This window comes from Ruegeria sp. CDSA221, from assembly GCF_059611825.1.
The window spans coordinates 67,346-87,820 of sequence record NZ_JBXWPK010000006.1; the positions used below are offsets into that span (position 1 = coordinate 67,346).

Consider the following 20,475-nt stretch of genomic DNA (forward strand, 5'->3'; position numbering starts at 1 on the left):
ATGACTTCAAATACAAACGACATGTCAGCGGTGATCTGTGCAGAAAACTTGGATCTGACCTTTCAGACCAATGACGGGCCGGTCCACGCGCTGAAGGATGTGAACCTGACCATCGAAAAGGGAGAATTCGTCAGCTTCATCGGACCCTCCGGCTGTGGTAAGACCACCTTTTTGCGGTGCATCGCTGCGTTGGAAACACCGACCGGCGGGACATTGACCGTCAACAGTATGACCCCGGATGAGGCGCGGCGGAAACGGGCCTATGGTTATGTATTTCAGGCCGCGGGTCTGTACCCTTGGCGCACCATTTCCAAGAACATCAAGCTCCCGCTTGAAATCATGGGGTTTACAGCTGCCGAGCAGGAAGAACGCGTAAACAAGGTTTTGGAACTTGTTGATCTTGAAGGGTTTGGTGGAAAGTTTCCCTGGCAGTTGTCGGGTGGAATGCAGCAGCGAGCCAGCATCGCACGGGCGTTGGCCTTTGATGCGGATATCCTGCTTATGGACGAACCTTTTGGCGCGTTGGATGAGATTGTCCGCGATCATCTGAACGAGCAGCTTCTGGCACTTTGGGCGCGGACTGAAAAGACCATTGGGTTTGTAACCCATTCCATCCCTGAGGCCGTCTATCTGAGCACCAAGATCGTTGTGATGAGCCCTCGGCCCGGACGGATCACTGACGTGATCGACAGTCCGTTGCCGAAAGAGCGGCCGCTCGATATTCGCGACACGCCGGAATTCATCGAAGTTTCCCATAGGGTGCGAGAAGGGTTGCGCGCGGGGCATTCGGATGAATAGTAGCGGGTTCAAGGCATTCTGGGCTGTATTGACGGTACTGGCCGTCATAGTAGCCTTTTGGTACGCCGCTTGTATTCCGATGAATATCAAAGGCGTTCTGACCGAACAGGAACGGGCCGGCGCCACTGTCCAGCCACCCTCGGCAAAAGATCGTCGCGATCTGTCCGAATTCAGCCTGGTTCTGGACAATAGCTTTGCCATTCCAGCCACGTGGGAACAGGATCGTCCACGGTTGCCCGCTCCGCATCAGGTGGCCGTTGAGATATGGAAGACAACGGTCCAGAAGAAAATCACCTCAAAGCGCTCGCTGGTTTATCACGGCTGGGTGACGCTGAGTGCGACGATACTGGGTTTTGCCATTGGCACCGGCCTGGGAATTCTGCTGGCTGTTGGGATCGTACATAGCCGGGTCATGGACCTGTCGGTCATGCCCTGGGCGATAGTCAGCCAGACCATCCCGATCATCGCTCTGGCCCCGATGATCATTGTGGTCCTTTATTCTGTTGGCGTGCAGGGGATCATCCCCAAGGCAGTCATATCGGCCTATCTCAGCTTTTTTCCTGTCGTGGTGGGCATGGTCAAAGGTTTGCGCAGCCCGGATGCGATGCAACTGGATTTGCTGCGTACCTATAGCGCGAGCCACGCGCAGGGGTTCTGGAAACTGCGTTTGCCGGCCTCGATGCCGTATCTGTTCACATCGCTGAAGATAGGCATTGCGGCTTCATTGGTAGGGGCCATCGTGGGGGAATTGCCCACCGGGGCAGTTGCGGGACTGGGCGCGCGCCTGCTGGCAGGCAGCTATTATGGTCAGACCGTGCAAATCTGGTCGGCCCTGTTTGCGGCGGCGATTCTGGCGGCCTGTCTTGTGGGGCTTCTGGGGCTGATTGAAAAGTCGGTCCTGAAACGGATGGGGATTGCGCAATGATACCAATTCTGGGCGCACTCGGTGTGTGGCTGTTGGGATGGTGGTTGAACAGCCGCTTGGCCAGCGGGCCCTATGCTGATACGCGGATGGTCCGGTTTCTGGCTCCGCTGATCTTTGGTCTGACTATCATCATCATCTGGGAGCTTTTGGTGCGCGGCCTTGAGGTGTCTTTGGTCATTCTGCCCGCTCCATCGGTTATCTGGATTCGGTTCTGGGACAGCTTGCCAACGCTTTGGATGGATTTCGTGCAAACCATCATCAAGGGCGCGCTGAGCGGTTACATCATCGGCTGTGGAGCCGCCTTCCTGATGGCGATTGCAGTGGACCGGTGGGATTTTCTGCGCCTTGGGCTTTTGCCCGTGGGCAACTTCGTGGCCGCTCTGCCGATTGTTGGCACCGCGCCGATTCTGGTCATGTGGTTCGGGTTCGACTGGCACTCCAAAGCGGCGGTGGTTGTCGTGATGGTCTTTTTCCCAATGCTGGTGAACACCGTCGCCGGGCTGCGCGAGGCGACAGCAATGCAGCGCGACCTGATGGAGACTTATGCCGCCACGTATTGGCAGAGCTTTCTGAAGCTGCGCTTGCCTGCCGCGATGCCATTTGTTTTCAATGGTCTCAAGATATCCACCACCCTTGCATTGATCGGCGCTATCGTGGCCGAGTTCTTTGGCTCACCGACGCTTGGCATGGGTTTTCGGATATCAACCAGCGTGGGGCAGCTCTCATTGGATATGGTCTGGGCCGAGATCGTAGTGGCGGCTTTGGCTGGGACATCATTCTATGGTCTGGTGGCCATGATCGAAAAGGCGGTGACCTTCTGGCACCCATCGCAGCGCGGATAAAAATTCAACAGACCCCAAAAATGAAAAATGGGGCGCCAACTGAAACTAGGAGATGTGAAGATGAAAAAGATACTCAGCGGGGCGGTTGCCGCCTTTAGCCTGGCCGCCAGTGCAGCCTGGTCAGCGGATGAGGTGACATTGCAGTTGAAATGGGTCACGCAAGCTCAGTTCGCAGGTTATTACGTGGCCAAAGACAAAGGGTTCTACGAAGAAGAAGGTCTTGATGTCACCATTCTGCCAGGCGGCCCGGACATAGCGCCGACACAGGTCATTGCCGGTGGCGGCGCTGACGTGACGGTCGAGTGGATGCCAGCTGCGTTGGCCGCGCGCGAAAAGGGCCTGCCGCTGGTGAATATTGCCCAGCCTTTCAAAAGCTCGGGTATGATGCTGACCTGCTGGAAAGATGCCGGTATTTCCGCACCAGAAGACCTTAAGAACCGGACACTGGGCGTCTGGTTCTTTGGCAACGAATTCCCCTTCATGAGCTGGATGAGCCAGCTGGGCATTAATACCGGTGGCAAGAGCGAAAATGGCGTCGAGGTTTTGAAGCAGGGCTTTAATGTCGACCCGCTGCTGCAGCGTCAGGCTGATTGCATCAGCACCATGACCTATAACGAATACTGGCAGGTCATAGATTCCGGCGTCAGTCCCGACGAGCTGGTCACATTCAAATACGAAGATCAGGGCGTCGCGACGCTGGAAGACGGCCTGTACGTTCTCGAAGAGAACCTGAACGACGCGGCATTTGTCGACAAGATGGAACGTTTCGTGCGGGCGTCGATGAAGGGGTGGAAATATGCCGAAGAGAACCCAGATGAAGCGGCCGATATCGTGCTTGAAAATGACGCGACTGGCGCCCAGACCGAAGCGCATCAGAAACGTATGATGGGTGAGATTGCCAAGCTGACCGCGGGCTCAAACGGATCGCTTGATCCGGCGGATTTTGAGCGCACTGTAGGGACGCTGCTTGCCGGTGGTTCTGATCCCGTTATCACCAAACAACCCGAAGGTGCCTGGACGCATCAGATTTCGGATGCAGCACTGAACTGAGTCAGGTTCACGATGGAATATGGCGCGGTCCCAAACGGGGCCGCGTTTTTTGTTGGAAGCGTCGAAAATGTGACTGCACTTGTAGGGCGTTTGTCATAGTAATTACCTGTAAATTATAGCAAACTGTTCAACATGGGGGATATTGGGTAGATAATGCAGGATTTTACAACAGAATTCAGGTCGGCGCTTGCTTTGATCCTTCATTGGGATCCGGAGCTTTGGGCGATTGTTCTGTTGTCCCTGAAAGTCTCTGTTTTTGCCGTTCTGATTTCTGCCGTTATCGGGATGCCCATGGGCGCGGCTTTGGCCGTTGCGCGTTTTCCAGGGCGGCGGATTCTGATCGTCTTGATGAATGCCTTGATGGGCTTGCCCCCGGTTGTGGTTGGTTTGCTGGTCTATCTGATGCTGTCGCGTTCCGGCCCGTTGGGGGTCCTTGAATTGCTCTACACACCGACGGCGATGATTATTGCTCAGGTCGTTCTGGTGACCCCGATCGTTGCCGCACTGACACGTCAAGTGGTCGAAATGCTGGCCGAGGAATATTCCGAGCAACTCCGCTCACTCGGCCTGTCGCGGATGGCATCGATTCCGGTGCTATTGTGGGATGCGCGGCTGTCTCTTGTTACGGCATTGCTGGCGGGGTTTGGCCGTGCGATTGCCGAAGTTGGAGCGGTTATTATCGTTGGCGGCAATATCAATCACGTCACGCGGGTGATGACGACGACAATCGCCCTTGAAACGTCCAAGGGAAATTTGGCGTTGGCGCTTGCGCTTGGGGCCATCCTGATTGCCATAGCCATCGCAGTAAACGCCATGGTCAGCACGCTTAGCCTGCGGGCCGAGAAGGAAGGGTTGCGCCATGCGTGATCTGGTGCCCGAGATGGTGAAATGTCTTTCTGTTCACAGTTTACAGATTTCCCGCAAGGGAAAGACACTGCTTCAAGTGCCAGAGCTATCCCTGATGGGGCTGGGACCAACTTTGATCCTTGGGCCGAACGGAGCGGGCAAGAGCCTGCTTTTGCGCTGTTTACACGGGCTTATCGTCCCGGATAGCGGCAAGGTTCAGCAGGACGGGATTGCCCTGAATGCGTATCACAAATCACGACAGGCGATGGTGTTTCAAAGACCGGTTCTGTTGCGCCGGTCCGTGTCAGCCAATCTTGATTTTGTGCTAAAGCGTCAGGGCATGCCCCGTGCAACTCGCAAATCCCGGATCGACGAATTGCTGGCCGAAGGTGGGCTAGAGGGTAAGGCGCGCCAGTCCGCCAGATCGCTGTCCGGGGGCGAGGCGCAACGGCTGGCCATCCTGCGCGCGCTGGCGCTGGACCCGGAGACTTTGTTCCTGGACGAACCAACCAGTTCGCTTGATCCCGGTGCTACGCAGATGATCGAACGGATGATCTTGCGCGCTTCGAACCGAGGGGTGCGCATTGTCATGGTATCCCACGATATCGGTCAGGCACGCCGTCTGGCAGCGGATATCGTCATGATGCAGTCCGGACACGTGGTCGAACACGGTGCTGCCAAACAAGTGCTGGATGCCCCGACAAGTGACGCCGCGCGCCGGTTTGTTGCCGGTGGTCTGGTAACCTAATCAGAATATGGAGTTCAAATGATCCGCAAATTCGTCGGGGCTGCAGTAATAGCGCTTGGCCTGAACACTACAGCCGCATTGACCGAAACCCCATTTATTGTAGTCCAATCAACCACGTCGACGCAGAATTCGGGCTTGTTCGACCATATCCTGCCAGGCTTTGAAGCCGAAAGCGGGATTGATGTCCGCGTGGTGGCTGTTGGTACAGGGCAGGCGATCCGCAATGCGATCAACGGTGACGGGGACGTCTTGCTGGTTCACGCCAAACCTGCCGAAGAGAAGTTTGTGGCAGATGGTTGGGGTGTTGAGCGGTCGGACGTGATGTACAATGATTTTGTCCTTGTAGGGCCAAAATCCGATCCCGCCAAAGTGAAAGGTGGGACTGACATTGTCGCGGCGCTGACCGCCGTGGCTAAGGCGAAGGCGCCCTTCGCCTCGCGCGGGGATGACAGTGGGACGCATAAGGCAGAATTGGGCCATTGGGCCTCGTCCGGTATCGACCCGACCGACGCTTCGGGCACTTGGTACCGGGAAACTGGATCCGGGATGGGGGCGACACTGAACGTGGCTAGTGGGATGGGTGCCTATGCGCTGACGGATCGGGCGACCTGGCAGAGCTTTGGCAACAAGGGAAACCTTGAGGTCATGGTTGAGGGCGATCCACTCCTGTTCAATCAATATGGGATTATTCTTGTGAACCCTGACAAGCATCCCAAAGTGCGGGCGGCCTCGGGGCAGCGCTTTATTGACTGGTTGACCGGGCCCGAAGGGCAGGCGGCCATCGCATCTTACACGCTCGACGGCCAGCAGCTGTTCTTTCCCAACGCCCAATAGGGTCAGCCGCTGGCTCCATTGTGATGGATGGTTCCCAGATCCGACAAGTCATAACCGCCGAATTCTTCTGCCCGGGTGGCAAAGCGGTCGGATTGCACAAAGCCGAGCAACCGAAGCATCGGGCCATCGAAATAGGCGCGCCTCCAGATGGCAAGGTCCAGGCGTTCGGTATGGGTCGGGGCAAAGCCCAGATTGTACAGCCCTGCAAGCGCACCCAGGCCGAATCCGGCATCGGCTTTATTGTCATGCAGGGCTATGGCCAGCTCTTCTTCGGTACGTGCGCAGGTCGGCAGGGTATCCAGATCGTCTCGGTTCAGGCCGTGCGCCTGCAGTTGCGTGTCGAACAACCGTTGACTGGCGGCACTGTCCTGACGAAGAAGAATGCGACGGCCCCTGAGGTCAGAAAAGTCCGATATCCCAGTCACACCGGGGGCCATCAGTAGCCCACGCTGGCGTTTTGCTAGTTCGAACAGAATGACGGGTGCCTCTCCCAGATGGTCCTGCAGAGATTGCGTGTTGAATCCGTCTGTCTCGTGGATATGCAGCGCCGCAGCCTGCGCTGATCGTTCTTTCAGACGATTCAAGCCGTCAAATGAGCCGTCATAATAAGTTGCCAGGCCCGACCCGCTTTCCCGCAGAGCCCAATCCAACAGCGGATCATGACTGCCCGCCACGATCGGCGGCAGCGACGGTTCTGCGACCTGCGGTCCGCTACGTGATGCGTTCAGCCAGGCAATGACTTCGGCCCTTGGAAACAAGAGTTTGCCCATGGCACGGACACAGGGGACTTCGCCGGATGAGGCAAGGTCATAGGCTTTACGCTCGCCAATGCGCAGCAGGTCCGCCAGTTCTTTGGTGGTCAGGTATTCTGACATTCAGTCGAGGCGCACGGCCGAACCCGCGCTGGCATTCGCCGCGCTGAATCCGAATTGACCTAAGGCAAATGGCGCAGCGACGGCAATTACAGCCATCGTGGCAACTGCGGCTAGAAAGGCTTTCATATTTACCTCCGGTTCAGTTTTCCGGTGCCGTGACGCGGCGCAGAAAGGCGATCAAATCTTTGCGGTCATCCGCTTGTGTAATCCGTTGCATGGGCATCTTCGATCCCGGAATGTAATGGTCTGGTCCTTGGTCGAAAAGGGCATTTATCGTCTCGTCATTCCAAATGATATCAGAGTCTTGCAGCGTGTCCGAGTAGAAATATCCCGGTAAGCTGCCCGCCGGGCGCCCGAACACACCAAACAGAGTAGGTCCAGCACGTCTGTGCCCGTCCGCCGTCAGGCTGTGACAGATCGAGCATTTGCGCACGAATTGGCGTTCGCCATTATCCATCTGGTCAGGGTTCTTCAGAAAACTTGGTTCAGTCGCGGCCATCTGTTGTTGGTCGCCAAGGTCAGATACCGGCCAGCTATACATCGCCTCATCTATACCACCTGCATAGATGTTTTTACCATCGGTTGAGAAGGCCAGCGCCCAGACCGGGCCGCGCAATGTGGCCCGGAAATCCTGTGCGATGCGCCAATCGATGGTATCGACCAACATGATATGACCCTCACCATCCCCCACCGCCAGCAGGCGGCGGTCCGGGCTGAGAGCCAGCGCAAGGATTGGACGGCGGTCCAGGGTAAAATCATGCTCGTCGCCTGTAGTCAGATCACGAATGCGCGTGACGCCATCGACGGCCCCATAGGCAATCCAGTTTTCATGGGGGTTCAGGACCAGTTCGTTGATGCCGAACCCGTTATCAACCAGTCGCAGTTTTTCCTGACCGGTTGCGACATCCCAAAGACGAACCGCCCCATCAACCCCGCCGGTATACAGCGCATCCCCGTTTGGTGTGAACACAACAGCATTCACACCGCTGCCTGTGGGCCCTAATACCCTTGGCTCTGTCCCGTCAAGCGGCCAAACCCCTATCGTGCCGTCCCAACTGGCAGTGGCGATGTAGGAGTCTGAAACAGCAATATCGACGATCTTGCCTTTGTGCCGCCCGAGGATTTGGCCATCCGGCCACCGGCGCAGGGTAAAGTCGTCACCCGCGGAATAGATCGCTGTGCCGCCAAAGGCGACGCTGTTCACGGCAGCCTCGTGCCCTTCAAGCCATTGCGGCGTGCGGTCTGACCACAGGCCGACGGAGTTGTCGAAGCTGGCCGTCGCAATCCGGCCGTCCGGCGCGGCGGCAATCCCCATGATCGGTCCTCCATGACCTTTGAGCGTAAAGAACTCGGCCATTGCGGGCAGGGGGGTCAACACCAGTGCAAGGATTAGACCGCGCATCTATTCCGCAGGCGAGGCCGCTGCCTTACTGGCCTCTTTTTCCTGGACCTCTTCCAGCCAAAGCGAGTGGTGCTCACGCGCCCATTGTTCCTCGACCTCGCCAGTGCCCATCGCGTCGAAAGCGCCCTCCATGCCCACCGAGCCCAGGTAGATATGCGCGATGATGATGGCGATGAAGACATAAGCGACCATCACGTGCCAAACTTGAGCATATTGCATCTCTTCCTGGGGGGACATCTGCACCGGAAGGTTCAGACCCAACATCTGCGGGATGCCGGTGGCATTTGCGATTGAGAAGGTCTTAGCAAACAGCGGCATCTCAAACGGGAACAGCAGAGACAGGCCAGACAGGCTGATCGATACGCCCAGCAGGATACAGGCCCAGAAGATGATCTTTTGACCCGCGTTGAATTTTTTGGCCGGAGGATGGCTGCCTTTCGTGAACAACCCGCCGCCGGCGGCCAGCCATTTCAGGTCGGTGCGGTTGGGGATGTTGTGGGCGATCCAGTTCACAGTGACCATGATCAAACCCAGCATGAAGGCCCAGGCGAGGTTGTTATGCAGCCATTTGCAGCCCTGCGCTATGGCCGCAAAGCCTTCTTTCCCGAAGATTGGGATCAGAAAGTCTCGACCATAAAGGGTCAGCAAACCGGTCAGGCCAAGGATCAGGAAAGAGCCCGCGAACAGCCAATGTCCGAACCGCTCAAAGCCCGAGAAACGCGTAACTGTGCGTCCCGTCTTTTCACCATCAATGCGGATTTTACCCCGGATCAAGAAGAACAGCAGCAGAATGCCAAGCATCCCGGCCAGAATATACGTGCCGTAATCGCGCAATGGGCCTGTTCGGAAATTCAACCACCACATGCCACCGTCCTGTATCAAGACGCTGGCCGCAGGACCGTTCGACGAAACGGTCACATCCGCGGAGCCATACCGCAAAGCGCGATAGACGTCGCTGTCAGACGCCACGCCACGTGTGCCCAACTGGCCCATCAGACCTTCGGCGTTGCCTTGACCGGTGTTACCTGAGCGATAACCGTTATCGACCGTCTCGCCACGCTGCCGGGCCAAGATATCCTCGAGCGTGGTCGCACCACCCGTCGAATTGCGATCCGGAGCATCCTGAGCAAGGGCAGGAACAGTCAAAACAATGAGACAGAACAGAAGTCGCAGGAAAGTCATATGAACCTCGTGACGCGGTCATTGGCGTAGGCCCTTTTCTGGGCGGGCAAAGATTTTTCGTCGAAAAATCTTAGTGCTCCCCGGCACACGGTTTGCGCGCCGGGGAAGGTTTGGCCAAGGATCAGCCGTCTTTTTGGTCGTAGGCTGTGCCCCACCCCCAGGCGCCAGACCCGAAACCGCGCGCCACGACGCGTTCGCGGTAGATGGCCGACACCACATCGCCGTCACCGGCAAGCAGGGCCTTGGTGGAACACATCTCGGCGCAGATGGGCAGTTTGCCTTCTGCGATCCGGTTGCGACCGTATTTGGCGAACTCTGCGGTCGAATGCGTTTCCTCGGGGCCACCGGCGCAGAAGGTACATTTGTCCATCTTGCCACGTGATCCGAAGTTGCCTGCCTGTGGGTATTGCGGCGCGCCGAACGGGCACGCATAGAAGCAATAGCCGCAGCCAATGCACAGGTCCTTGGAGTGCAGGACGACCCCTTCTTCGTTCTGATAGAAGCAGTCAACCGGGCACACCGCCATACAGGGCGCATCCGAGCAATGCATACAGGCAACCGATATCGAGCGTTCGCCCGGGTCGCCGTCATTGATCGTCACCACTCTGCGGCGGTTGATGCCCCAGGGCACCTCGTGCTCGTTCTTACACGCGGTTACGCAGGCGTTGCATTCGATGCAGCGTTCAGCGTCGCAGAGAAACTTTGCTCTAGCCATTGTCGTCCTCCTTACGCTGCTGAGATCTTGCAGAGAGTCGCTTTGGTCTCCTGCATCTGGGTTACTGAATCATAGCCATAGGTCTGGGCGGTGTTGGAACTTTCACCCAGCACATAAGGATCGGCACCTGCGGGGTATTTGTCCCGCAAATCCTGACCCTGGAAATGGCCGCCAAAGTGGAACGGCATAAAGGCCACGCCGGCACCGACCCTGTTGGTCAGCATCGCCATTACCTTGACCTTGCCGCCCTCAGGCCCTTCGACCCAGACCTGAGCCCCATCGCGAATGCCCAGGTTGTTGGCATCACGGGGGTTGATCTCGACGAACATGTCCTGTTGCAACTCGGCCAGCCACGGGTTCGACCGGGATTCCTCACCTCCACCCTCATACTCGACCAAACGACCTGACGTCAGGATTATCGGGTAATCCTTTGAAAAGTCGTTCTTCTGGATCGAGGCATACAGGGTTGGCAGGCGATAGGACTGACGATCCTCATAGGTCGGATAGTCTTCTACCAGATCACGCCGGTTGGTATAGAGCGGCTCGCGATGCAGCGGGATCGGGTCCGGGAAAGTCCAGACCACGGTGCGGGCCTTGGCGTTGCCAAAGGGCGCACAGCCATGTGCAATCGCAACCCTCTGGATGCCGCCTGACAGGTCGGTTTTCCAGTTGGTCTTTGGCCCCGCAACGGCGTCAATGGCCGCACGTTCTTCGGCCGTCAGATCGCCGTCCCAACCAAGATCCATCAGCATCTGCATCGTAAACTCAGGGTATCCGTCCTGGATTTCCGACCCAACGCTATAGACCCCTTCGGCCAGCAGGTTGTCACCATCACGTTCCACGCCAAAGCGCGCGCGGAAGGTCAGGCCACCTTCGGCCACCGGTTTGGACATGTCATAGAGGTTCGGTGTCCCCGTATGACCCATCTCTGGCGTTCCCCAGCACGGCCAGGGCAGACCGTAGTATTCGCCGTCGTTTGGTCCACCTATAGCTTGCAGCGTGGTTCTGTCGAACGTGTGCTGATTGGCCATGTGGCTTTTCAAACGCTCTGGCGACTGGCCGGTATAGCCGATGGTCCAGAGGCCCGAGTTGAACTCACGCGTGATGCTTTCAACATTCGGGGTTTCGGCGTCCTCCATCTCGATATTGCGGAAGAACCGATCCGCCCAGCCGAACTTGTTGGCGAACTTGGCCATGATGACCTCGTCCGGCAGGCTTTCGAACAGCGGATCCACCACCTTGTCGCGCCACTGCAACGACCGGTTCGAGGCCGTGACCGAGCCACGGGTTTCGAACTGCGTACAGGCGGGCAACAGGTAAACGCCATCGGTTCGATCATGCAGAACGGCGGAAACGGTGGGATACGGGTCGATCACGACCAGCATGTCCAGCTTTTCCATCGCCGTCTTCATTTCCGGCCCGCGGGTTTGCGAGTTCGGAGCGTGCCCCCACAGAACCATGGCGCGGACATTGTTGTCCTGATCCATGTTGGCGGGGTCTTCCAGAACACCGTCGATCCAACGAGAGACCGGGATGCCGCGCTCGTTCTGCAGCGGTTTATCCTTGCCCTCCTTGTCCTTGATCGAGGCGAACTGGCCGGACAGCCATTCAGGGTCTTCACCCCAAACGCGCGCCCAATGGCCCCATGCCCCTGCGGACAGGCCATAATAGCCGGGCAGGGTATGGGACAGAACACCAAGGTCCGTCGCGCCCTGTACGTTGTCATGGCCACGGAAGATGTTGGTGCCACCGCCCGACGTCCCCATGTTGCCCAATGCCAACTGCAGCACGCAATAGGCGCGTGTGTTGTTGTTACCATTGGTATGCTGGGTGCCGCCCATGCACCAGATCACAGTGCCAGGACGGTTATTGGCCATGGTGCGCGCCACGCGCTTAAGCTGTGATCCGGGTACCCCGGTCACACGCTCAGTTTCTTCCGGGTTCCAGTTGGCGACCTCTTCACGGATCTGATCCATGCCCCAGACACGGGTGCGGATGAACTCCTTGTCCTCCCAGCCGTTGTCGAAGATGTGCCAGAGGATACCCCAGATCAGTGCGACGTCAGAGCCGGGGCGGAACCGGACATATTCATCCGCATGCGCTGCGGTGCGCGTAAAGCGCGGGTCGCAGACGATCAGCGGCGCGTTGTTCTGTTCTTTTGCGCGCAGAACATGCAGCAGCGAGACGGGGTGCGCCTCGGCCGGGTTGCCACCGATGATGAAGATAGCCTTGGAGTTGTGGATGTCGTTATAGCTGTTGGTCATGGCGCCGTAGCCCCATGTATTCGCAACACCCGCAACAGTGGTCGAGTGGCAGATACGGGCCTGATGGTCCACGTTGTTCGTGCCCCAATAGGCGGCGAACTTGCGGAACAGATAGGCCTGTTCGTTGTTATGTTTCGCGGAACCAAGCCAGTACACACTGTCCGGTCCGGATTCTTCGCGGATGTTCATCATGCCGTCGCCGATCTCGTTGATCGCCTCTTCCCAGCTGATGCGCTTCCACTCGCCGCCTTCCTTTTTCATCGGATATTTCAGGCGGCGTTCACCATGGGCGTGCTCACGGACCGAGGCCCCCTTGGCGCAGTGCGCACCCAGGTTGAAAGGGCTGTCCCAGCCGGGTTCTTGCCCGATCCAGACGCCGTTCTGCACCTCGGCCACTACGGTACAGCCGACCGAGCAATGCGTGCATATGGATTTGATGTTTTCAACGGCTTGATTGGCCGCTGACTGGGCACTGGCTGGCGTCACGGTTCCACCCGTGGCGCTGATCGCGGCCAACCCGCCGATCGTCAGGCCCGATCCGCGCAGGAATGCGCGGCGATCGACGGTTTTCTCGCCGACCTGGGACAGGATACTTGTCCGCTGGGAGCGTCTCGCAACCCCGTTGGTCTTTTTCCTAAGCATTTCTTTCCTCCCTTGCTGGCCATGTTTTCCATGGCTGGCTTGGTCCTGTTGGTGCCGACGTCAGGGCCAATCGCAACCGTCAGTCGGGTGGTGACATCGTCCGGGGTTCAGAACCGGGCGCTGTCCAGATATGCGCGCGTATGCGCGGTGTCCTGCATGCGGGTCTCATCCGTCGGCAGCTGGGCTGCCTCGGCTTGTCCGCTCAGGCTGGCGGCGGCGACTGCAGCGGGCGCTGCGGTTCCGGCCAGTTTCAAGAAATCACGGCGCGTGGCGCCTTCTTCCTTGGTTTTGCTCATGGGATCCTCCTTTCCCAATTGCGATCTAGCGCCTTTTGGGGCGCTGGCGAATGGCGGGATCATCCCGCCGTCATTCGAAAGGCTTCACGCTCGATTTCCATGAAAACCCGACCGGCGGTGCCGACCGAGGCATAGAAAACCGAGTTTTCCGCGGCTTCCAAATCTGAATAGAAATGTGCGGCCCAGGGACCGATATGCTTGTTCCAGAACGCTTTTTGATCTTCCAGCGAGGCGGGTGAACCAAAGCGTCCGACGATCATGCCCGCCATCATCTCCATCAACGAGGCGATATTGTCTTCGGGTTCAAACACGTTCTGCGCCCGTGTGATCTGACGAACCGCCATGTCGTTGCGCAGTTGCGCCAGCGGTTTTTCGTTCAGGAACCCGGTCAGGTAGAAACTGGCATAGGGCAGCAGTTCTCCGCGTCCTAGCCCGATGAACAGGGCATTGAATTCGCGTTCGGCAGCCGCGGGTTTGGTCACCTTGGCGACCCGCGACATGGCCTTGATAGCCTGACCCAGATCGGTTTCATCGCCAGTCAGACCAGTAACCTGAGACAGCAGCATCTGATCCGGAGGCGCCGCAAGCAGCAGCCCAAGGAAGTTATAGAAATCCGCGCGCAGACGATCCTCGGCTGAGACGTCCAGGTTTTGCGCGTTGCTTGCGGTCATACGGTTATCCTTCGTATTCAAACTTCATGCGGCGTGGGGCAGGCGTAAGCTCTGCCTCTTCCGGGTCGTCGATTTCAGAAATCACTACTGGCTCTGACGATTGCATCTCGGGTACCTCGGGCAACTCAGGCTCTTGCGTGGGTTCTTCAACCTCAGGGATCGGGTCTGTGTCTTCCTCTTCGGTCTGAGCGGCCAAAGCCTCGATATGGGCCAGCATTCCTTTGCCGACCTGATAGGCGGTCTGGATATTCTCGATCACGCAGGCGGCGTCGGTATAGTCCTCGCCGTAATCCACCAGCCCATCGACATTGGCCAGAACCGGGTTTAGGCGCCAGAGCTGCCGAAGGGCGCGGCGGCGCAACCGGTCAGGCACTGCCTTGGCCATAAAGCCCGAGACGTCGTCACCAACTTGCAAAAGATCAGGATCGGGCAAATTGAATTCTGCCAGAATTTCAGCGTCAGTCTTTTCTTCCAGCTCGCCCCGCTGTTCAGCGAAAGCCTGTTCTTGTGCTGCTACAACCTCAGCTTTGGCCTCAGCCTGAACGGCGGCCTTGCGGCGCGACCAGAAATCGCGGGTTTCGGTCACTGCACGATCCTCCGCGGGGCGCGGAAAACATCCGAGTCCTGCCGGATGCGTACATCCCCTTTGCCGTCCTCAACCAGATCGGTGCGTTTCTTATCACGGCGGCGCTTGACGAAGACTTCGTTGCGATGGTGTTCCAGAGCAAAGTCACGTACCCAAGCGATCAGCCCATCAGTCATTGGGATTTTCTCGACAAGCTCTTCGCCGGTATCGGCGTAGTCCTGTCCTTCGAAGGGTGAGGCGGTCACCAGCACAGCGTCCATCGGTTGTGTTCCATCCAGCGCATCGCGCAGGACCAGATAGATCGAGGGTTGCCCGTCCGACAGGTTGACCATGTAGGCTTCGGCCTCATCTGACCACAGGGTCAGGGGCAGGGTGGCCGCGTGGTATTCGACCGCTTCACCCTCGCGCCGCATCTCCAACCAATCGGCCGGTCCAGCGCCGGGCAGCACGGCGACGGCGCGCCAGTTCCATTGCGCCCAGCGTGTAACCCCGGGTGTTTTGCGCACGACGACGCCGATTGGCATTTCAATCTGGCTGGCGGCCTTGGCCACTAAGTCCTCCCTGGAAAGCTCTCCCCTGCCTTCCTCAGGGTCTACTATGGTACACAAAGTAGCTTCCTGCCAAGTCCTTGGGTGGTCGAATATGCACCCTTCACCGATTGTTTACGGTCCTCGCGGCTCTTATCGGGCTTTGTTCCGGCGATCCGGCCCCCACGGGCATTGCTACTTTCTTCAGAGGTTCTAAGCTGACCTTGGACTGGGGAGGACATCCGGGGGAGGTTATGGGTACGAGATTGCTGCTATGTGACTGTGCGGGAACGCAAACCATTGACGCTGAGAAGCTATCGTCAGCTTGCGATGTCGCCTGCTCCAGAATTCACACCGCATTATGTACGAAAGAACTGGAATCCGCCGCCAAGCCGCTGCAAGAGGGCAACGTCGTAATTGCCTGTATGCAAGAGCAGGATGTTTTCCTGGCATTGGCCGATGAGTTAGGTGTCGAAGTGCCAGGGTTTGTCGATCTTCGCGATCGTGCCGGGTGGTCTGAACAAGGGCAGGATGCCGCCCCCAAAATGGCCGCGCTAGCTGCTGAGGCGGTATTGCCTCAGCCGATCACACGCAGCGTGGATGTGGTCAGTGAAGGGACATGCTTTATCGTCGGGCCCGGCGCGCTGAGCTTTGAAGTGGCAGAACGCCTGTCGGACCAGTTGGCCGTGACGGTCTTGGCTACTGATGACATGGACCCCATGTCGCGCAGCTTTGATGTGGTGCGCGGGCGCGTTCGTACTGTGAAAGGTGCGCTGGGCGGGTTTTCGATAAAGCTGGATGCGTTGCAGCAGCTTGAACCCGGAGGACGCGGGGCCTTTGGCTGGACCGAACCGCGCGATGGGGCGAACTCCTCATGCGATATGGTTGTGGATCTGACCGGCGGCACGCCTCTGGTTCAGGCCCCAGCCAAGCGCGAAGGGTATTTGCGAGCTGATCCCAAAGATGCGGTCGCTGTCGAACGGCTGGCGTTTGAGGCCATGCAACTGGTCGGGACATTTGAAAAACCTCTCTATGTCCGGTTGGAGGAATCCCTCTGTGCGCATTCCCGTGCCGAACAGGTCGGCTGTACGAATTGCCTGGATATCTGCCCGACGGGGGCGATCACCCCTGCGGGCGAACATGTAGCCATCGACCCTATGGTTTGCGCGGGATGTGGAGAATGCGCGGCGGTGTGCCCTTCGACTGCGATCACATACGAGGATCCGCCCGTTTCTGCGCTGCTGTCACGGATGCACATTCTGTCGCGAACCTACCGGCGTGCAGGCGGGCAAGCCCCCCGACTGTTGGTGCATGACGCGCATGGGGCCGAAATGATCCGTCTGTCCGCCCGTTTCGGACGCGGGATTCCAGCGGATGTGATCCCGCTAGAACTGAACGTGATCTCGGGCTTTGGCCATGCCGAGATGCTGGCCGCGCTGGCACATGGGTTTGCGCGGGTTGATGTGCTGCTGGCCCCAACAACCGAAAGGGATGCCTTGGACCGCGAACTGGCGCTGGCGCAGGCGATCGCTGGCGCGGGCGGTCTGGCACTGATCGATGAGGCTGATCCCGATGCGCTGTCCGACCTGCTATATGCGCAGGAGGTGCCGCCCCCCTTGGCCGACCCGGTTCTGCCGCTGGGAAATCGCAGGCAGATTACGCGACTGGCCGCACAGGCGCTGAACCCGCAGGCCGCAGCCCCGTTGCCCTTGCCCGAGAATGCACCCTATGGGGCCATCGCGGTGGATACGGACGCCTGTACATTGTGCCTCAGCTGCGTGTCCCTTTGTCCGTCAGGCGCTTTGGCCGACAACCCGGATATGCCGCAGCTGAACTTTCAACAGGATGCCTGTCTGCAATGTGGTCTGTGCCGGACAATCTGTCCCGAGAATGCAATAACTCTGGTTCCGCAACTGGATTTAAGTGATGCGGCCCTGTCTCAGGACGTGTTGAACGAAGAAGATCCTTTTGCATGTGTGGAATGCGGTGCTCTCTTTGGTGTCAAATCGACCGTCGAACGTATCATGGAAAAGTTGTCTGGTACGCATCCGATGTTTGCGACATCCGAGCAGGCGCGCATGATCCAGATGTGTGACAACTGTCGCGTGAACGCACAGTTCCAACACAAGGACAACCCGTTTCAGTCAAACCCGAAACCCAAAGTCGTCACGACCGAGGACTATTTCTCGAAAAGAAAGGATCATTGAAGCTGTAGCGGCGCGCCCAGATCTGCTGCCTTGATGGCCGAGACAAAGGCCAGAATGGCCTCTAACTCCTCTAGTGTCATCTCGACCGGGTGGATTGGAGGGGGACGCAGAGGATCGAAGGGTGGGGTTATGTCCTCAATCTGCGTGAAAGCGGGATGAGGGTTCAGGGCAAAGAAGGCCTCGAACCGTTCGGACCAGTCCGGCATAGCCCGCAGCACGGCGAAAGAGGGGGTGGAGCCAAGCCCGTTCATTCGGTTCTCTGGACCGATCACATGGCACCGCCCGCAATGGGTCATCGACAATTCCGCACCCAGGACAGCGTCGCCTTCGATCTTCGGACCCTCTGTTGCGGCTTCGACAGTGAAACTGGCCGAATAGGACGGGCCGCTATCGGGGCTAAAGCTTTCAACGGTGCGTTTGCCGATGTCAGAAAGCAGCCACTCCCGAAACCGAATCTGCCTTGGGTCGTCCACAATGCGCAGGTGATAGGTGACGCCATGACGCTCGAATACCGGATCACCTGGCGGTGAACCGCCCAAAGCCATAGCGCCGGAATCGTCTGCAACGACGCGTATCCCGGTCTTGAGAGAAAAACGCGGAAGAATATGTTGCAACAGACCAGAGTCTGTAACCTCATCCGGGGCGGCAAGCCCCAGCGCCTCTTGCGACCAAGAGGGGGTAGCAGAGAGCAGCAAGCTCAGGCAAAAGAAGGTAACCCGCATAAAGGCAGCTTATCGGCCTGCGCCCGAATGCGTCAAATGAACGAAAAAAAGACGGAGACACATGCAATGAAACGTATCCCAACGACCGGGCAAACCAAAAGGGTAATGGCATGAGTGTTCGTGACGCGGTTCTGGCGAACCTGAAGAAAATCACCGATCCGGTTTCAGGCCAGGATATCGTCAGCGCCGGAGTTGTCCGCGCGTTGAATGTCGATGGCGATACAGTGCGCTTTGTGCTTGAGATTGATCCGAAACAGGCAGAGCGGATGGAGCCGGTGCGCGCCGCCGCCGAGCAGGCTGCGCAGTTGGTGGAGGGGGTCGACAAGGTTTCCGCCATGATGACTGCGCATTCCGAAAAGGCCCCGCCTGAACTGAAGCCCAAGCCGAAACCGTCTCAGACAGGTCCGCAGGCCGTTCCGGGTGTCGATCGGATCATCGCCGTTGCATCCGGTAAGGGCGGAGTCGGTAAATCCACCGTATCCGCAAATCTGGCTTGTGCTTTGGCTGCAGAAGGGCGGCGTGTCGGGTTGTTGGATGCTGATGTCTATGGCCCTTCACAGCCTCGGATGCTGGGTGTCTCTGGCCGCCCGGCCAGCCCGGATGGCAAAACGATCCTGCCCCTGCGCAATCATGGCGTCACGATGATGTCGATGGGACTGATGACCAACGAAGGTCAGGCGGTCGTCTGGCGTGGTCCGATGCTGATGGGCGCGCTTCAGCAGATGATGGGGCAGGTTCAGTGGGGAGCATTGGATGTATTGATTGTCGACCTACCGCCGGGCACCGGCGATGTGCAACTGACGCTCAGTCAGAAGTTCAAGGTGGACGGGGCCATCGTGGTGTCGACCCCGCAGGACGTGGCCCTGATCGACGCGCGCAAAGGGATCGATATGTTCAATCAGCTCAAGACGCCGATTATTGGAATGATCGAGAATATGTCGACCCATATCTGTTCGAATTGCGGTCATGAGGAGCACGTGTTCGGCCATGGCGGCGTCGCCGCTGAGGCCGAGGCGCTGGGCATTCCGCTGCTTGGTGAGATTCCGCTGCATCTGGATATCCGGGTTGCGGCGGATGGGGGCGCGCCCATCGTTGTCAGCAAGCCGGACAGCGCACAGGCCGAAGCTTTCCGCAAGATTGCCCGCGACATGATCACCAAGGGCAATGCATGACCCTGCCGGTCTTTCCTCCGTTGCTAACTGGACATGGCGTTCAGGGCGGGGAAGACCCGTTCGAACGCGCCCAGGCGATGGCAGCGCTGGGCTGTGATGCCGGAACGGTGGTCTACAACATTCAGGCCAACCATTTGCGCGTTGCCATTGTATTTGCACCTGAGGTTCCGTTGCAGGACGCCATGGTGATGTTGCCGCTTTGCGGAGTTGGGTTTCAGAATGCGCTGGGCGCTCTGGCCCCGCCCGAGGTTGCCGTTCATCTGGACTGGGGCGGCCCTATCTGTGTGAATGGTGCGACCTGCGGCAAGTTTCAGGTTGCTGCGTCGACTTCAGACCCTCAGATTGAGCCCGACTGGTTGATTGTCGGCTGGGAGCTGGCCTTGCTACAGACCAGCACTGCGCCAGGCCAGACCCCGGATATCACAGCGCTCTATGATGAAGGGTGTGCCGAGGTCCAGCCTGTCCAACTGATTGAAAGCTGGTCGCGCCATATGCTGACATGGCTCAACCGCTGGCAAGAAGACGGAAACGCGCCGTTGCACAGCGAATGGTTGGGCCTGCTGCGTGGTGTTGGCGAACCCTATGGCGAGATCGGGGTCTTTTTGGGCACTGATGAACGGTTTGGCATGCTTATCCGCAATGGTGCGGACACCCGCCTGCACCCGCTGACTAACTTACTGGAGAACGGATAATGAAATTGGCCCGTGCGATCCATTTCGATGAAAGCGACATGAATGTGTTTCATTCTCCGGCGAGAACGGGTGAGTGGTGCATTTCCGGCGGGTTCGAGTTTTCGAATTGGGGCGAAGGCGATTTGGAGGGTAAAGCCCGCCAGGCCTTTGCGAATGGTTGGTTGGGGGTTGAGACATTCGGCCGGGTGACCTTTGTAGCGGTGACGCAGGTTGAACAGGCCGAGATCGACCAGATTGCCCGGAATTTGGCGGAACATTTCGTGCAATTCTACGGAGCCCCATCGGTCGAGGCCGCCCTGGGTGTTGCGCAGGAAGAGATCGCGCATATGGCAGAGCTATGCGATGATCACGCCGCCAATACTCTGCTGACGGTCGCCCGTGAGCTGTCTGAAACCGGGGTGCTTGAGGCGTTTCGCATCATCACACCGCAGGAAACCCAGCTTGAGGCGCTGGCCGTCCACGGATCGCTGGACGAATAG

General features: G+C 58.2%; 22 protein-coding genes. 11 read left to right on the forward strand and 11 right to left on the reverse strand.

Features of this window, described 5'->3' with window-relative positions:
• The 7 genes from AC2FJ5_RS11295 to AC2FJ5_RS11325 all read left to right on the forward strand — a co-directional run bounded on the left by AC2FJ5_RS11295 (position 1) and on the right by AC2FJ5_RS11325 (position 6,043).
• Positions 1-798, forward strand: a complete 798-nt coding sequence (locus AC2FJ5_RS11295) for an ABC transporter ATP-binding protein (RefSeq protein ID WP_496793409.1) — start codon at positions 1-3, stop codon at positions 796-798.
• Positions 791-1,723: an ABC transporter permease gene (locus AC2FJ5_RS11300; RefSeq protein ID WP_142634380.1), complete on the forward strand. Its 933-nt coding sequence runs from the start codon at positions 791-793 to the stop codon at positions 1,721-1,723. Before AC2FJ5_RS11295 ends, AC2FJ5_RS11300 begins: the two co-directional genes overlap by 8 nt.
• A complete protein-coding gene (locus AC2FJ5_RS11305) occupies positions 1,720-2,565 on the forward strand; it encodes an ABC transporter permease (protein ID WP_142634378.1) in 846 nt (281 codons plus the stop codon). Before AC2FJ5_RS11300 ends, AC2FJ5_RS11305 begins: the two co-directional genes overlap by 4 nt.
• A gap of 60 nt (positions 2,566-2,625) precedes the next feature.
• Entirely contained in the window at positions 2,626-3,615 is a 990-nt protein-coding gene (locus tag AC2FJ5_RS11310; RefSeq protein ID WP_496793410.1) for an ABC transporter substrate-binding protein, read from the forward strand.
• A gap of 153 nt (positions 3,616-3,768) precedes the next feature.
• A complete protein-coding gene (locus AC2FJ5_RS11315) occupies positions 3,769-4,482 on the forward strand; it encodes an ABC transporter permease (RefSeq protein WP_281994749.1) in 714 nt (237 codons plus the stop codon).
• Positions 4,475-5,209, forward strand: a complete 735-nt coding sequence (locus AC2FJ5_RS11320) for an ATP-binding cassette domain-containing protein (protein ID WP_496793412.1) — start codon at positions 4,475-4,477, stop codon at positions 5,207-5,209. The genes AC2FJ5_RS11315 and AC2FJ5_RS11320 overlap by 8 nt, the downstream gene beginning before the upstream one ends.
• Before the next feature lie 18 nt (positions 5,210-5,227).
• Positions 5,228-6,043: an ABC transporter substrate-binding protein gene (locus AC2FJ5_RS11325; RefSeq protein ID WP_496793413.1), complete on the forward strand. Its 816-nt coding sequence runs from the start codon at positions 5,228-5,230 to the stop codon at positions 6,041-6,043.
• Between the two features lie 2 nt (positions 6,044-6,045).
• On the opposite strand, the gene AC2FJ5_RS11330 is transcribed toward AC2FJ5_RS11325, so the two are convergent.
• The 10 genes from AC2FJ5_RS11330 to AC2FJ5_RS11375 form a co-directional block, all read right to left on the reverse strand.
• Complete coding sequence (locus AC2FJ5_RS11330; protein WP_142634368.1) at positions 6,046-6,918, reverse strand: substrate-binding domain-containing protein; 873 nt, start codon at positions 6,916-6,918, stop codon at positions 6,046-6,048.
• Positions 6,919-7,044 (reverse strand): hypothetical protein, encoded by a 126-nt coding sequence (locus tag AC2FJ5_RS11335; protein WP_271946568.1) that lies wholly within the window; start codon positions 7,042-7,044, stop codon positions 6,919-6,921.
• 13 nt (positions 7,045-7,057) lie between these two features.
• Positions 7,058-8,320, reverse strand: coding sequence for a c-type cytochrome (locus AC2FJ5_RS11340; protein ID WP_496793414.1), 1,263 nt, complete (start codon positions 8,318-8,320; stop codon positions 7,058-7,060).
• On the reverse strand, positions 8,321-9,502 hold the full coding sequence (locus AC2FJ5_RS11345) for a formate dehydrogenase subunit gamma (RefSeq protein WP_496793415.1): 1,182 nt from the start codon (positions 9,500-9,502) through the stop codon (positions 8,321-8,323).
• A gap of 121 nt (positions 9,503-9,623) precedes the next feature.
• Positions 9,624-10,217 carry a formate dehydrogenase FDH3 subunit beta gene (gene fdh3B / locus AC2FJ5_RS11350; protein ID WP_085821701.1) on the reverse strand — a complete coding sequence of 198 codons (594 nt, stop codon included), beginning with the start codon at positions 10,215-10,217 and terminating at the stop codon, positions 9,624-9,626.
• A gap of 11 nt (positions 10,218-10,228) precedes the next feature.
• Entirely contained in the window at positions 10,229-13,123 is a 2,895-nt protein-coding gene (locus tag AC2FJ5_RS11355; RefSeq protein WP_496793416.1) for a formate dehydrogenase subunit alpha, read from the reverse strand.
• A 107-nt stretch (positions 13,124-13,230) separates the two neighbouring features.
• Entirely contained in the window at positions 13,231-13,419 is a 189-nt protein-coding gene (locus tag AC2FJ5_RS11360; RefSeq protein ID WP_496793417.1) for a ubiquinol-cytochrome c reductase iron-sulfur subunit N-terminal domain-containing protein, read from the reverse strand.
• A gap of 59 nt (positions 13,420-13,478) precedes the next feature.
• A complete protein-coding gene (locus tag AC2FJ5_RS11365) occupies positions 13,479-14,090 on the reverse strand; it encodes a TorD/DmsD family molecular chaperone (protein WP_496793418.1) in 612 nt (203 codons plus the stop codon).
• A 4-nt stretch (positions 14,091-14,094) separates the two neighbouring features.
• The gene (locus AC2FJ5_RS11370) at positions 14,095-14,676 is read right to left on the reverse strand and encodes a DUF3306 domain-containing protein (RefSeq protein ID WP_496793420.1); all 582 of its coding nucleotides are present in this window, start codon (positions 14,674-14,676) and stop codon (positions 14,095-14,097) included.
• On the reverse strand, positions 14,673-15,227 hold the full coding sequence (locus tag AC2FJ5_RS11375; protein ID WP_142634353.1) for a DUF3305 domain-containing protein: 555 nt from the start codon (positions 15,225-15,227) through the stop codon (positions 14,673-14,675). The genes AC2FJ5_RS11370 and AC2FJ5_RS11375 overlap by 4 nt, the downstream gene beginning before the upstream one ends.
• 230 nt (positions 15,228-15,457) lie before the next feature.
• On the opposite strand from AC2FJ5_RS11375, the gene AC2FJ5_RS11380 reads away from it, so the two are divergent.
• A complete protein-coding gene (locus tag AC2FJ5_RS11380; RefSeq protein WP_496793421.1) occupies positions 15,458-17,410 on the forward strand; it encodes a 4Fe-4S binding protein in 1,953 nt (650 codons plus the stop codon).
• On the opposite strand, the gene AC2FJ5_RS11385 is transcribed toward AC2FJ5_RS11380, so the two are convergent.
• Complete coding sequence (locus AC2FJ5_RS11385) at positions 17,404-18,132, reverse strand: hypothetical protein (protein WP_496687667.1); 729 nt, start codon at positions 18,130-18,132, stop codon at positions 17,404-17,406. The two genes, AC2FJ5_RS11380 and AC2FJ5_RS11385, sit on opposite strands and share 7 nt — an antisense overlap.
• Positions 18,133-18,242: 110 nt before the next feature.
• Here AC2FJ5_RS11385 and AC2FJ5_RS11390 point away from each other — a divergent pair, with 110 nt between their 5' ends.
• Genes AC2FJ5_RS11390 through AC2FJ5_RS11400 form a run of 3 tightly spaced genes read left to right on the forward strand, consistent with a single transcriptional unit; the run spans position 18,243 to position 20,475 of the window.
• Positions 18,243-19,304, forward strand: a complete 1,062-nt coding sequence (locus AC2FJ5_RS11390) for an Mrp/NBP35 family ATP-binding protein (RefSeq protein WP_142634347.1) — start codon at positions 18,243-18,245, stop codon at positions 19,302-19,304.
• Entirely contained in the window at positions 19,301-19,996 is a 696-nt protein-coding gene (locus AC2FJ5_RS11395) for a biotin/lipoate--protein ligase family protein (protein WP_496700136.1), read from the forward strand. The genes AC2FJ5_RS11390 and AC2FJ5_RS11395 overlap by 4 nt, the downstream gene beginning before the upstream one ends.
• Positions 19,996-20,475: a DUF6505 family protein gene (locus AC2FJ5_RS11400; protein ID WP_496690706.1), complete on the forward strand. Its 480-nt coding sequence runs from the start codon at positions 19,996-19,998 to the stop codon at positions 20,473-20,475. Before AC2FJ5_RS11395 ends, AC2FJ5_RS11400 begins: the two co-directional genes overlap by 1 nt.